The organism is Sphaerotilus natans, assembly GCF_900156335.1.
In the GTDB taxonomy this organism is placed as follows: Bacteria; Pseudomonadota; Gammaproteobacteria; order Burkholderiales; family Burkholderiaceae_C; genus Sphaerotilus; species Sphaerotilus natans.
On record NZ_FTMZ01000029.1, the window covers coordinates 1 to 13764 of the forward strand.

Here is a 13764-nt window from a genome sequence, read left to right on the forward strand (position 1 = left end):
CTACAACCGGTCTTTACTGCGGCTTCTGTTGCCGCTGACCCTGATGAAAGACGCGCGTGGGGGCTCCATTCGTTAGCCGAGGTTGCTCTTGCGAGCGCCTCCAAAAGTTAAACGAGCACTCCCCACGCAGGTCTGACCTTGTTCCATCAACGCAGGCATCACGCGGTGGCAGATTCTTCCTTCACGGTGTCGGATGAGAGATTCGAAATCGGTTCGACTGGCCGGATCGGCTCACGTCACGGGCTTGAACGCCTCGCCCTTGGCCAGCATCGCCCAGGCCATGCGGGCATTCTTGGCCGCGATGGCCACGACGGCCTTCCAGTAACCACGCCGCTCGGACAGCGCCACCGCCCAGCGGCTGAGTCGGTCCTTCTTCTTGGCCGCAGCGGCCAGCGTGGCCCGCGCACCCAGGATCAGCAGCGCTCGCAGATAACTGTCACCGGCCTTGGTGATGCGACCCAGCCGCTGTTTGCCGCCAGAGCTGTATTGCCCGGGCACCAGCCCGAGCCAGGCGGCGAGTTGACGACCATTGGCGAAGTCGTGGCCGTGACCGATGCTGGCCAGCAGCGCGCTGGCGGTGGTCGCGCCGATGCCGGGCACCTGCATCAGCGTCTTCGATCGATCGTCGGCCTGCGCCATCACGCGGATGTGCTCGTCGTACTCGGCCACCCGTTCATCGAGTCGGCGCAATTCGTCGAGCAGGTCAAGGCAGGCAGTCTTCATCCAGCCGGGGAGTTTGTCGGCGTGCTCGGCGGTTTGCCGACGCACGGTCTGAGCCTTCAGCGGCAGCACGATGCCGAACTCGCTCATCAGGCCGCGCAGGCGGTTGATGGTGGCGGTGCGAGCCTTGACCCAGCCTTGGCGGACGGTGTGAATAGCGAGTCGACACTGAGAGAGTTCGGACTTGATCGGCACGAAGCGCATGGTCGGGCGCTGTACCGCCTCGCAGATGGCTGCGGCGTCGGCGGCGTCGTTCTTGCCGCGCCGACCGCTCATGCGGTAGGGGGCGACGAACTTCGGCGCCATCAGCCGCACGGTATGGCCGAAGCCGGCGAACTGGCGCGCCCAGTGGTGCGCACCCGAACACGCTTCCATGCCGATGGTGCAGGGCGGCAGTTTGGCCACCGACTCCAGCAACTGATCGCGCCGCACGCACGGGCGCACCAGACACGCCCGGCCGGTGGCATCGACACCGTGAAGGGCAAATACGTTCTTGGCGAGATCGATGCCGAGAAAGACAATGGTCATGGACATCTCCTTGCGTCAGTTGGATCGGGATCGAGATTGAGCAACCCCATCGTCGATCCGGCTCCCCGTCAGCGCATGAGGAAAAACCTCGGGTGGCTGGCGGGGCGGCTTGGGGATGTCCCTTTCATTCGTTAGGCGGCACTACAAACGTCGCTCTCATTTGCACGAAAGTCAACATGCGGCCCCTCTCACAGTTCATAGTACTCGCACTTATCTGCAACTTATCGGGCTACGCAGTCGCGGCCGAGCCCATTCAGCGCGGTGTCGCAGCTCCGTTCGGAGTTCAGGTCGGAGCCAATGGTTCATGCGATGCACTCCTCAAGCGTCTCGGGTCACCACCAGTCAATCGCCTGAGTGAAGATGACCCCTCAAACATTTCGTTCGAGGCAAAGTCGCCTGATGTGCTGTTCCCAAACGCTAGGTCAATCTCGGTGTTCTGCAACGGTGGTTTGGCCTGGACTGTGACTCTTGTAGTGAATCGGTCGCGCCCTGCTGACCAAGAGCTAGCAGATGTGTTGCAGGGAATGACAGAGAAGTACGGCGGAAGCCCGGAGATCGATGCCAAGGGGTATGGCTTCTTCAAAGCCCGCAATGCGCGAATCGCAATTGTCGCCGGGCCAAACTGGTTTGTCGTTCAATATGAATACCACGCGGACGAAAAACGAGAGAAGAGCGAGGCTGTCGATAAATCAAAAAAGCGCCGCGACGCGTTGTAAAGCAGGCGCAGATGCGCGGTGACGCCCAACTCAAACGTGAGGCATCACAATCCGCAGTTTTTTGCACTCAACATTCTGAAAATACAGAAGACAGCACACGGAGCCAACGTGAACGGATCAAGTATTTACAACTCCTGGAATTTCACAGACAACCCCTTTTCTGCTATGCCCCTGCTGGCTGATTCCTTGGGCGATCAGTTATTCATCGGGCGAGACGAGGAACTCCGACGCGTAGGCATCAGACTTACGTCATCAGCAAGCGCTGTCTGTCTGGATGGAATGGTCGGAGTCGGAAAGACCAGTCTCGCAAACATTGCTGCTTTTCGTGCTCTACGCAGCTATCGTGCAAACTCGAGAACCTCGCCACTCATAATTCCTTGCCGAAGACCCTTCCAGGTATCACCAACCGAAACGCCAGACGATTTTCGTATGCGCGTCTTGACTGAGGTGGCGCAGACGCTACTTGAGCGATCATCAGAGTTCCGCCTCGGCCTGAATATGGAGGGAAGCGTCGGACTCAACGCGTGGCTCAATAGTCCTCTGCTCCGCCAATGGAGTCTTGGTGTACCAATATTCTCCGCAGGTGGTGGAGCCCAGTCCAACGAGTCAGCCGGCTTCACCAGTAGTGGCTTTTCTCGGACAGTCATAAGCTGGCTAGAAGCAATATTCCCGGACAACCAAAATGGTGGCGTTGTATGCGTACTTGATAACCTGGAACTGCTCGAGACTTCCGCGATTGCCAGAAAGAAGATTGAAGCTTTGCGGGACACACTCTTCACAGTAAAGGGTCTGCGCTGGGTTCTTTGTGGCGCCCATGGAATTCTTCAGGGCGTAGTCGCCTCCCAGCGCCTAGTTGGCCATATGCAAGAGCCTGTGTACGTACCGCCTCTAGCTCTGGCTCACGCTCAGGCAGTATTCGATGCACGCGTACAAACCTTCAATGCGCAGAATGGGAGTGCGCCATATTTACCCTTTGATGCCGATGACTTTCACCGCATGTACTTGATTGTTCATCGCAGCCTCCGCAACGCTCTCGCCTACGCAAATGACTACTGCCTTCACATCGCAGAGAGCGGTACTGAGCCTCGCACAAAAGAAGAGAAGAGGCAGCGTTTCGATAGCTGGTTGAAGCGAATGGCCGAATCCATTCGAGACGCGGTGAAAGCCCAAACGGGACCGCGAGCGATGAAGCTGTTTCAAGATGCGATAACTCAATTCGATGGCGAGTTCGGTCCCGGCGACTTCACCACCTTGGGCTTCAAGAGTGTTCAAGCAATGCGGCCCCAAGTGAAGGCGCTCGAAGAGGTCGGCTTGGTAGAAGCGCAGAAAGACGATGTAGATCAGCGTCGAAAGTCCATCTCAGTAACCGGTAAGGGATGGTTAGTGCACTGGTGCATTCTGACTCATGGCAGCTGAAAGCTAGTGACACCCAATCCCCCGCTCAAGCGGAGCGCCAACGGCAGGCCGTGCCGGCCATCAAGCGCAGGGGCTTTCTGTCCAGCGCGGCCTGCAGTCGTTGCCCGCTTAGCTCGAACGTCAAAAATTACTGCAGCCTCCCATCCTCACAAAACCGAGGATGCCTTCGGCGCCTCAAAACGCGGCCAATCCATCCCCTCACCGCATCGCAACCAGCGGCGCGGCCATATCGGCCTCTCGGCGCGTCGGGGTGGGCGCGGGGCTGCTGACCAGCACGCTCTCGTTAGGGAACAGCGAGCTGCCATGAAGACGCCGAAGCCCGCGCCCGGGCGGATGCCCCCCGCACCAACGCCGTATCACCCGATCTGGCCGAGCTGTGCGCCGTCGTGCGCGAGGCGATGTCAGCCCGCGGCGGCTGACTCGACGCGGTTCAATTCGCTGTGCCGCTGCCATTGCCGCGCCAGCGCCTGCAGAGCCGGTGCAAGCTGGAGGTCGGCGGTCGGAAGGACTGGCGGTGCGGCCGGGGCGTGTGGTGACGCCGGCCAGTGCGCCAGCATCCAGGCGCCGCGTGCGGTGCCCTCCAGCGGGTCCGTCGAGACCTGCAGCGGTCGTGGCGCCAGCAGGGCGGCCAGCGCCGCGACATGCGCTGGATTGGTCGCCAGCGGACCTTCCAGCAGCACCGGGGTTTCCGCCCGCGCACCTGCGGCCAGATGCTCGACCATCCACGCCAGCATCAGCGCGCAGTACAGCGCCGCCAGCGCCGGGCGCAGCGCCGCCGGCACCGCCGCCAGCCCGGCCTCGACCGGCTGGCCGTGGCGCAGCACCCGGCCGCGCTGCCCGACGAAGGGGCCGCCCGCCTCGGCAAAGGCCGGCAGCGCCGTCCAGCCCTGCGCCAGCACCTCGCGCAGCGCCGGCACGGTGGCCCACGCCGGATCGCTGTCGCCGCAGATCGCGGCGAACTCGCGCCCGCCCATGAAGCGCCCGGTCGGCACCGGCCGGCCGTCGACCGCGATGTTGACGAGCTGGTCGCGCGCGGCGTCGAGCCCGTCGATCGGCGCGCCCGGCGCCATCACGATGCACCAGGTGCCGGTGGAGACGACGGTGGCGTCGGCCGCGGTGGCCAGATGCCGCGCCAGGCAGGCGTTGCTGTCGTGCGAGCCGGCCAGCACGCGCACGCCCTCGGGCAGGCCCAGCGCGGCGGCCAGCGCCGGGCGCACGCGGCCGACTGTCTCCCAGGCCGCGCGCAGCGGCGCCAGCCGCTCGGCCAGGCCGGTGCGGCGCGCCCAGGCGCTGGGGCCGCGCTCGACCGGCGACCACAGCCCGGTGTGGCAGCCCAGCGAGGAGACCTCGCTGCAGGCCACGCCGCTGAACCACCAGGCCCAGTACTGCGCATAGGGCAGCCAGACGCGCGCCCGCTCCCAGAGCGCGGGATGGCGCGTCTGCACCCAGCGCAGCGGGCGGCCGGCGTTCAGGCCCATCGGCAGCGCGGGCGAGCCGGTGTGATCGAACGGGTCGGCCTCGGCGCGCTCGGCGGCAAGGAACTCGGCGTCGTAGCCGTCCCATTCATAGTCGATGGGGGCCAGCGCGAGCTGCGCGTCGGGCCCGTCGCCGCTCAGGCCGCAGAAGGCTGCGCCGTGGGTGGTGATGGAGAGGCGGTCGATGCGGGCGCGCTGTGGGGCCGGCAGGCCGGCGATGTCGCGGCGCAGCCAGGCCTGCAGCTGCTCCACGTCCAGCACCGTGGCGTCCAGCGTCGCGTCGTGGCGGCCGGCGCTGGCCTGGCTGCGGCGCGCCACCACCTCGCCCGCGGCATCGATCAGCACCAGGCGGGCGTTGCTCTTGCCGATGTCGAGCACCAGCGTGCAGCGGTCGTCGGTCGTCGTCGTCATGGGAATCGGATCAGTCGAGGTGGAACAGACCCGGCAGCGGCTCGGCCACCGGCGCGCCGTCGGGATGGGTGCGCATCAGGTCCTTCATGTGCTGCCACCAGCGCTGCATCACCGGGTGCGCGGGCAGCGCGTCCATCGTGTGCTCGGCCGGCCGGCGCAGCACCGCGAACAGCACGCCGCCGCCGCTCTCGCCCTCCTCGTGCAGGAAGATGCTGTAGTCGCGGATGCCCGCGCCGTGCAGCAGCGCGACCAGCTCGGGCCAGATCGCGTCATGGCGGCGGCGGTATTCGTCGGCGCAGCCCGGGTTCAGGAACATGCGGAAGGCGATCTTCTCGGTCACGGCGGAGCTCATGCGGTCACGCTCCGGGCGGGCGAGGTCCTGGGCTGGGCCGACGGCCGGCGGCGCAGGAAGCGCGGCAGCACCATCGCCACGATCAGCAGGGCGCCGACGATCATCGACATCACGATGCCCGAGACGTTGAGCATGCCCAGCGCGAAGGTGAAGCTGCCCAGCAGCACGGCGGCCAGCACCGTGCCGACGATGCTGCCGCGCCCGCCCTCGATGGCCACGCCGCCGAGGATGACGATGGTGATGGCCTCCAGCTCCCAGCCCATGGCCAGGTTCGGGCGGGTGCTGCCGATGCGCCCGGTCAGCGCGATGGCCGCCAGCGCCGCCATCAGCCCGGCGAACAGGAACAGGCCCAGGCGCCAGCGGTCCACCGCGATGCCCGAGAAGCGCGCGGCCACCGGGTTGGCCCCGATCGCGTAGAGGCGCCGCCCGCCCACGCTGGCGTGCAGGAAGATGCCCACCGCGACCGCCGCCACCGCCATCAGCGCGAACTCGATCGGCACGATCAGGCCCTCGATGCCCAGCAGGTCGCCCAGCGTGCCGTTGCCCAGCACGCTCAGCGGCTCGGGGTAGCCGGTGATGGCCTGGTCGCCCAGGATGACCTGCGCCAGCCCGCGGTAGAGCGACAGCGTGCCGATGGTCACCACGATCGAGGGCAGGCGCCAGCGCGTGACCAGCCAGCCGTTGAGCGCGCCGCAGGCCAGGCCGGTGGCCAGCGCGGCGGCGATCATCAGCGGCAGGCCGGCGCCGGCCTGCATCGCCAGCCCCATCGCCAGCGAGCACAGCGCCATGGTCGCGGCGATCGACAGATCGATCTCGCCGGCGATGATCAGCAGCGCCATCGCCAGCGCGATCAGGCATTTCTCGGAGATGTTGTAGGTGCTGTCGGCCAGCGCATACGGCGAGAGAAAGCCGTCGATGCCCAGACCGAAGGCGAGAAAGACGAGCGCGATCAGGCCGATCAGCACGCGCTCCCAGGTGTCGAGGGCCTTCATGCGGGAACTCCGGAGGTGTCGAGGATCTGGCGGCCGGCCTGGCGCTGCGCGCGGGCGTTCAGCGCGACCGAGGCGAGGATGACGGCGCCGGCGATGGCCTGCTGCCAGAACGGCGAGACCTGGATCACCGGCAGCGCCGCGTTGATGACGCCGATGAAGAGCACGCCCAGCAGCGCGCCGCCCACCGTGCCGACGCCCCCGCCGATGCTCACGCCGCCGATCACGCAGGCGGCGATCACCGTCAGCTCGAAGCCGGAGGCCAGCTCTGTGAAGGCGATCGCGTAGCGCCCGACCCACAGCAGCCCGGCCAGCCCGGCCAGCAGGCCCGACAGCGTGTAGGCCATCATCAGCCGGCGCTGCACCGGGATGCCGGCGTAGACCGCCGCCACCGGGTGGCCGCCGAAGGCGTAGAGCTCGCGGCCCTCGCGGCGCCAGTGCAGCAGCCACAGCGTGAACAGCGCGGCGGCGGCGGCGAACCACAGCAGCATCGGCAGCCCCAGCAGCGTCTCGCGCGGCAGGCCCTTGATCAGCGGATGGATCTGGTGGTCATTGACCCAGGTGCCGCCGCTGGCGACGAAGATCGCACCGCGGTAGGCCGACATCGTGCCCAGCGTGACGACGATGGCCGGCAGGTTGAAGCGCATGATCAGCCAGCCGTTGAGCGCACCCAGCAGCGCGCCGATGGCGCCGGCCAGCAGCAGCAGCGCCGGCAGCGGCAGGCCCGGCCAGGCCTGGCCGGCCAGCGCGCACAGCATGCCCGTCAGCGCCAGGTTGGAGGCCACCGACAGGTCGACGCCGCGGGTGAGCAGCACCAGCATCTGGCCCATCACCAGGATGGCGAGGATGGCCGAGTCGTTGCCGATGTCGAGCAGCGTGCGCAGGCTCAGGAAGACCGGCGCGCGCGCGCCGACCGCCAGCGCGATCGCGGCGATGATCGCCAGCAGGATCCACTCGCGGCGCAAGGAGAAGGAAGCGGGTTTCATGGGCAGGCGAAGGAAGACAGGTCCTCGGGATCCGCAGGCACGGCAGCCGACGTCGTGGGCAGGGCAGGGCGCGTCGCCTCCAGCCCGGAGGCGGCCGCGACGATCGCCTCGGCGTCCAGCGGCCGGCCGGGCTCGCGCTCGAACTCGGCCACCAGGCGGCCGCGGCGCATCACCATCACCCGGTGGGCGAGGTGGCTGACCTCGGGCAGCTCGGACGACACCAGGATCACCGCCAGCCCCTGCGCGACCATCTCGGCCACGAGCTGGTAGACCGCCTGCTTGGCGCCCACGTCGATGCCCTTGGTCGGCTCGTCGAGGATGACGATGCGCGGGTTCAGGCCCAGCCACTTGGCGATGACCACCTTCTGCTGGTTGCCGCCGGAGAGGCCCGAGAGCGGCGTGTCCTGGCTGGCGGTCTTGATGCGCAGCCGCTCGATCATGCCGGCGGCCAGCGTCTGCTCGCGCGCCGCCGACAGCCACGGCCCGCGCGAGACGGCGGCCTCCATGCGGTTGCGCGGCCCGGCCAGCGCCGCCAGGCTGATGTTGTCGCGCACCGAGAAGGCCAGGATGGCGCCCTGGCGCTGGCGCTCCTCCGGCACGAAGGACAGGCCGGCGGCGATGGCGTCGGCCGGCTCGCGGATCGTGACGGCGCGGCCGTCGATGCGGATCTCGCCGCGCGCCTGCGGGTTCAGGCCGGTCAGCGCCTGCATCAGCTCGCTGCGGCCGGCGCCCACCAGGCCGTAGAAGCCCAGGATCTCGCCGCGGCGCAGCGTGAAGGCGATGTCGGCGAACTCGCTCGGGTGCGACAGGCCGCGCACCTCCAGCACCGTCTCGCCGCGCCGGTCTTCGACGGGCGGGTAGATCTGGTCGATCTCGCGCCCGGCCATCAGCCGGACCAGCGTGGGCTCGTCGGCCTCGGCCATGCGGCCGTGCCCGACCGAGGCGCCGTCGCGCAGCACGACATAGCGGTCGCAGACCGCGAACAGCTCGTCGAACTTGTGCGTGATGAACAGCACCGCCACGCCGCGGGCCTTCAGCCCGCGCACGATGCCGTAGAAGTCGCGGATCTCGGCCTGCGACAGCGCAGCGGTCGGCTCGTCGAGGATGACCACGCGCGCCTGCTGCGACAGGGCGCGGGCGATCTCGATCAGGTGGCGCTGCGCGAGACTCAGGTCGCGCACCAGGGTGGTGGCGGCAAATCCCGCGCCCACCTGGTCGAGCACCGCCTGCGCCTCGCGGTTCATGCGCGCCCAGTCGACCACCTGCAGCGCCGGCCAGCGCGCCGGGCCCTTCATCGGCGGTCGGCCGATGAAGATGTTCTCGGCAGCGCTGAGCGCTTCGAACATCACCGTCTCCTGGTGCACCGCGACGATGCCGGCGGCCTGCGCGTCCTGGGCGCAGGACAGGCGCAGCGGCTGGCCGTCGATCAGGATCTCGCCCTCGTCGGGCCGATGCACGCCGGTCAGCGTCTTGACCAGCGTGGACTTGCCGGCGCCGTTCTCGCCGATCAGCGCCAGGGCCTCGCCTGGCACCAGCTCGAGATCGACGCCGCGCAGGGCGTGCGTCGGTCCGAAGCGCTTGTGAAGACCGCGCAGCGTGAGCATCAGAAGATCTTCGCGAACTGCTCGACGTTGCTGGCGTCGTAGGTGAAGGGCTCGGCCATCGCGGCCTCGTTGTCCTTGTCCAGCGTCGCGGTGCCGACCCGGCCCATGCCGATCTTCTCGCCCGGCTGTGCCTTGGCCTGGCCCTTGACCAGCGCATGCGCGATGCGCACCGAGGCGTAGCCCAGGTCGATCGGGTTCCAGATCGCGAAGGACTTGACCGCGCCGCTCTTGACATGGCCGGCCATCTCCGAGGGCAGGCCCAGGCCGGTGACGAAGACCGCGCCGGTCTTCTTCTCGTCCTGCACCGCCTTGGCGGCCGCGGCCACGCCGACGGTGGTGGGCGCCACGATGGCCTTCAGGTTCGGGTGGCTCTTGAACAGGCCCTGCGCCTCGCGGTAGCTCTTGTCGGTCTGGTCGTCGCCGTAGACGACGCTCACCAGCTTCAGGCCCGAATAGGCCGGCTGGGCCAGCACCTTCTTCATCTCGCCGATCCAGATGTTCTGGTTGGTGGCCTGCGCGGTGGCCGAGAGCACCGCGATCTCGCCGCTCTTGCCCGCCACCTGCTCGGCCATCTTCACCAGCTTCTCGCCGATCAGCGCGTTGTTCGACGGCGCCAGGTGCATCAGGCGGCCGTCCTTGCGGATGCCCGAGTCGAAGGAGATGACCTTGATGCCGCGCTGCATCGCCTTCTTCGTCACCGGCACCAGCGCGTCAGGATCGTTGGCCGAGACGATGATGGCCTTGACGTTCTGCGCGATCAGCGTGTTGATGATCTCGATCTGGCCCTCGGCGGTGGCCTTGGCCGGGCCGGTGTAGATGATCTCGACGTCCTTGAGCTCCTTGGCGGCTTCCTGCGCGCCCTGGTGGGCGGCGTCGAAGAAGCCGATGCCCAGGCTCTTGACGACCAGGGCGATCTTGTCGGCGGCCAGCGCGGGCTGGGCGCAGCCCAGGCCCAGGACGAGGGCGGCGGCGATGGTGGACAGGCGATGGTTCATGGGGATGTCTCCTCTCGGTCTCTCTTGGGGGAATCTTTGGGGGAAAGCGCGCGGGGCAGGGCTCAGACGATGCCGCCGCCGCCACCGGCCACCGCCGGTCGGGCTTCGGCCATGCGGGCGCGGTAGCCGCTGGCGCGGTAGGCGGCCACCGGGTCGACCGCGCCGCCCGCGTCCAGCCGCACGCGCTGCAGCAGCGGCGTGACATCGGTCTGGAAGGCGGCCTTCAGCAGGTGGGTGGCGGTCATCGCGTCGTTGGCCTCCTGCGCGGCGTCGAGCGCGGCGCGGTCGACCAGCAGCGCCTGCGCAAAGCTGCGCTGCACCTGCACCGCGCTGGTCATCAGGCTCTCGATCGGATCGGTGACGTTGTGGCTCTGGTCGAGCATGTAGGCCGGGTCGAAGGCCACGCCTTCGTGGGCAGCGGCCACCAGCTCGTTGAAGACCAGGAACAGCCGGTAGGGCGAGACCGAGCCGGCGTCCAGGTCGTCGTCGCCGTACTTGCTGTCGTTGAAGTGGAAGCCGGCGAGCTTGCCCGCGGCGATCAGGCGCGCCACGATCAGCTCGATGTTGACGTTGGGCGCGTGGTGGCCCAGATCGACCAGGCACTGCGCCTTCGGGCCCAGCAGGCTGGCGGCCATGAAGCTCGAACCCCAGTCCTGGATCACCGTGCTGTAGAAGGCCGGCTCGCAGATCTTGTGCTCGAGCATCATGCGCCAGTCGTCGGGCAGCGCGGCGTAGATCTGGCGGCTGCTGTCCAGATAGCGCTCGAAGGCGCGGCGGAAGTGCTGCTGGCCGGGGAAGTTGCTGCCGTCGCCGATCCAGACCGTCAGCGCCTTCGAACCGATCGCCTGGCCGATCTCGATGCACTCGAGGTTGTGCTCGACCGCCTGGGCGCGGGTGGCCGCGTCGGTGTGCGTGAGACTGCCGAACTTGTAGCTGTGCGCCTGGCCCTTCTGGTCGGAGAAGGTGTTGGAGTTGATCGCGTCGAAGCCCAGGCCGAGCGCACCGGCCGCGCCGCGCAGCTCGCTCCAGTCGCTGCACTGGTCCCAGGGAATGTGCAGCGAGACGGTCGGCGTGGCGCGGGCGAGCTGCTGGATCACGCCGCAGTCCTGCAGCTTGTCGAAGACATGGCGCGGCTCGCCAGGGCCGGGGAAGCGGGCGAAGCGCGTGCCGCCGGTGCCCACGCCCCAGCTCGGGATGGCCACGCCGAAGGCGGCGACCTGCGCGCGCACCCGCTCCAGGTCGATGCCGCGGCGGGCGAGCTGCGCGCCCAGGTGGTCGTAGTCGGCCTGGACCTCGCGGCGCAGGCGCTCGTTGTGCGCGGCCAGCAGGCCGGCATCGATCGGGAGGGACATCGGGATCTCCGGGACGTCGTGGGGTTTCAGCGCGTGAAGGCGGCCAGGTTGCCGGCGTCCACGTTCAGGATGTTGCCGGTGCTCTTGGCGCTCAGGTGCTCGGCGGCGAAGAAGTAGGTGGCCTCGGCGATGTCCTCGGGGAAGACGCTGCGCTTGAGCATCGAGCGCTCGCGGTAGAAGGCCTCCAGGTCGCCCTCGTCGACCTTGTTGGCGGCGGCGCGCTCGGCGCTCCACTGGCCGGTCCAGATCTTCGAGCCGCGGATCACCGCGTCCGGGTTGACCACATTGCTGCGGATGCCCAGCGGCGCGCCTTCGAGCGCGAAGCTGCGGCTGAGCTGGATCTCGGCGGCCTTGGCGGCGCAGTAGGCGCTGGCCTGCGCACTGGCGACCATGCCGTTCTTGCTGGCGATCATCACGATCGAGCCGCCGCTGCCCTGCGCCTTCATCACCTTGAAGGCCTCGCGGCCGACCAGGAAGTAGCCGGTGGCCAGGATGCTCTGGTTCTTGTTCCACAGCGCCAGGCTGGTCTCGTCGATCGGCGCGGCCGAGGCGATGCCGGCGTTGCTCACCAGGATGTCGACGCCGCCGAACTCCAGCGCCGCCCGGTCGAAGGCCGCGATCACGCTGGCCTCGTCGGTGACGTTGCAGACCGCGCCGCGCACATGGTCCTTGCCGTGCGCCTTGGCCAGCTCGGCCTCGACGCCCTGCAGCGCCTCGGCGTCGATGTCGGCCAGCACCACGCAGGCGCCTTCCGACAGGAAGCGCCGCGCGATCGCCTGGCCGATGCCGCCGGCGCCGCCGGTGATCAGCGCCACCTTGCCGACCAGCGGCTTCGGTTTGGGCATGCGCTGCAGCTTGGCTTCTTCCAGCAGCCAGTATTCGATGTCGAAGGCCTCCTGCTCGGGCAGGCCGACGTAGCGGTCCACCGCATTGGCCTCGCGCATCACGTTGATGGCGTTGACGTAGAACTCGCCGGCGATGCGCGCGGTGGCCTTGTCCTTGGCGATCGTCACCATGCCGATGCGCGGCAGCAGGATCACCACCGGATTCGGGTCGCGCAGCGCCGGGCTGTTGGCGCGCTTGCAGCGCTCGTAATAAGCCGCGTAGTCGGCGCGGTAGGCGGCCAGCAGCCCGCCCAGCGCGGCGCGCAGCTCGGCGCCGGCCAGCGTGTAGACGGCTTCCGGCACGATCAGCGGACGGATCTTGGTGCGCAGGAAATGGTCCGGGCACGAGGTGCCGAGCGCCGCCAGCGGCGCCAGATCGGCCGAGTTGACGAACTCCATCACCTCGGCCGAGGTGTTCAGGTGCAGCAGCTTCGGTGCGCCCTCATTGGACAGGCCGCGCAGCACCGGCAGCAGCCGCGCCAGCGTGGCGTCGCGCTCAGGTTCGGGCAGGGCCTGCACGGCCGGGCCGCCGAAGACGGCTACCTTCTTCGCCTCGCGCTGCTGCGCCAGCCAGCCCTGGGCGCGCTCGATCAGGTCCACCGTGTTCTCGTAGCAGCTCTTGGCGGTGTCGCCCCAGCTGAACAGACCGTGGCCGGCCAGCACGATGCCGCGCAGGCCCGGGTGCGCCGCGTCGTATTCGGCCAGTCGCTGGCCCAGCTCGTAGCCCGGGCGCAGCCACGGCAGCCAGCCCACGGTGCCCTCGAAGACCTGGCGCGTGATGGCCTCGGAATGCGCCATCGCGGCGATGGCGATCACCGCATCCGGGTGCATGTGGTCGACATGCGCGTAGGGCAGCGACGAGTGCAGCGGCGTGTCGATCGAGGCGGCGCGGCTGTTCAGGTTGAAGGTGCAGTGCGGCAGGTAACCGACCATCTCGTCTTCGTGCGCCAGGCCGCGGTAGAGCTTCTTCAGGTCGCGCAGCTTGTCCATGTAGAGCGTCGAGAAGCCGTCGAGCTTCATCGAGCCGACATCGCCGCCCGAGCCCTTGACCCACAGCACCTCGACCGTCTCGCCGCTGAGCGGGTCGGTCTGGCGGATCTTGGCCGAGGTGTTGCCCCCGCCGTAGTTGGTGATGCGCAGGTCCGAGCCGAGCAGGTTGGAGCGGTACAGCAGCAGGCCGGGCTCGTCGAGCGTGGCGGCGCGGGCATCGTCCCAGCGCGGGAAGGGGCGGATGGAAGTCGGGGTCATGGCAGCGTGTGGGTTCGAAAGTTGTCTGACGACAGTGCGATGGGGACAGAGCTTAGGAGCGCTGACCTGCTGCCACAATCAATGACTT

Annotated in this window: 11 protein-coding genes; 2 read left to right on the forward strand and 9 right to left on the reverse strand. The window is 68.0% G+C overall.

Annotated features, from left to right (window positions below; all coding sequences use genetic code 11):
• Positions 1–231 precede the first annotated feature (231 nt).
• Positions 232–1248, reverse strand: coding sequence for an IS110 family RNA-guided transposase (locus tag BW996_RS19085; protein ID WP_076459055.1), 1017 nt, complete (start codon positions 1246–1248; stop codon positions 232–234).
• 176 nt (positions 1249–1424) lie between these two features.
• Between BW996_RS19085 and BW996_RS21460 the strand changes: the two genes are divergently transcribed.
• Complete coding sequence (locus BW996_RS21460) at positions 1425–1964, forward strand: hypothetical protein (RefSeq protein WP_139330954.1); 540 nt, start codon at positions 1425–1427, stop codon at positions 1962–1964.
• A 429-nt stretch (positions 1965–2393) separates the two neighbouring features.
• Positions 2394–3380 (forward strand): helix-turn-helix domain-containing protein, encoded by a 987-nt coding sequence (locus BW996_RS21465; protein ID WP_139330955.1) that lies wholly within the window; start codon positions 2394–2396, stop codon positions 3378–3380.
• 401 nt (positions 3381–3781) lie between these two features.
• Here the strand turns inward: BW996_RS21465 and BW996_RS19090 are convergent, their stop codons facing one another.
• From BW996_RS19090 to BW996_RS19125, 8 genes are all read right to left on the reverse strand, one after another.
• Positions 3782–5266 (reverse strand): FGGY family carbohydrate kinase, encoded by a 1485-nt coding sequence (locus tag BW996_RS19090; RefSeq protein ID WP_051632241.1) that lies wholly within the window; start codon positions 5264–5266, stop codon positions 3782–3784.
• A 10-nt stretch (positions 5267–5276) separates the two neighbouring features.
• Positions 5277–5618: an L-rhamnose mutarotase gene (locus tag BW996_RS19095; protein WP_037485132.1), complete on the reverse strand. Its 342-nt coding sequence runs from the start codon at positions 5616–5618 to the stop codon at positions 5277–5279.
• Positions 5615–6610, reverse strand: coding sequence for an ABC transporter permease (locus BW996_RS19100; RefSeq protein ID WP_051632242.1), 996 nt, complete (start codon positions 6608–6610; stop codon positions 5615–5617). Before BW996_RS19100 ends, BW996_RS19095 begins: the two co-directional genes overlap by 4 nt.
• Positions 6607–7593 carry an ABC transporter permease gene (locus BW996_RS19105; RefSeq protein ID WP_037485134.1) on the reverse strand — a complete coding sequence of 329 codons (987 nt, stop codon included), beginning with the start codon at positions 7591–7593 and terminating at the stop codon, positions 6607–6609. Before BW996_RS19105 ends, BW996_RS19100 begins: the two co-directional genes overlap by 4 nt.
• Positions 7590–9197 carry a sugar ABC transporter ATP-binding protein gene (locus BW996_RS19110; protein ID WP_037485136.1) on the reverse strand — a complete coding sequence of 536 codons (1608 nt, stop codon included), beginning with the start codon at positions 9195–9197 and terminating at the stop codon, positions 7590–7592. The genes BW996_RS19105 and BW996_RS19110 overlap by 4 nt, the downstream gene beginning before the upstream one ends.
• Complete coding sequence (gene rhaS / locus BW996_RS19115) at positions 9197–10192, reverse strand: rhamnose ABC transporter substrate-binding protein (protein ID WP_037485139.1); 996 nt, start codon at positions 10190–10192, stop codon at positions 9197–9199. Before rhaS ends, BW996_RS19110 begins: the two co-directional genes overlap by 1 nt.
• A gap of 62 nt (positions 10193–10254) precedes the next feature.
• Complete coding sequence (gene rhaI, locus BW996_RS19120) at positions 10255–11544, reverse strand: L-rhamnose catabolism isomerase (RefSeq protein ID WP_037485144.1); 1290 nt, start codon at positions 11542–11544, stop codon at positions 10255–10257.
• A gap of 26 nt (positions 11545–11570) precedes the next feature.
• Positions 11571–13676, reverse strand: coding sequence for a bifunctional rhamnulose-1-phosphate aldolase/short-chain dehydrogenase (locus tag BW996_RS19125; RefSeq protein ID WP_037485146.1), 2106 nt, complete (start codon positions 13674–13676; stop codon positions 11571–11573).
• Positions 13677–13764 lie beyond the last annotated feature (88 nt).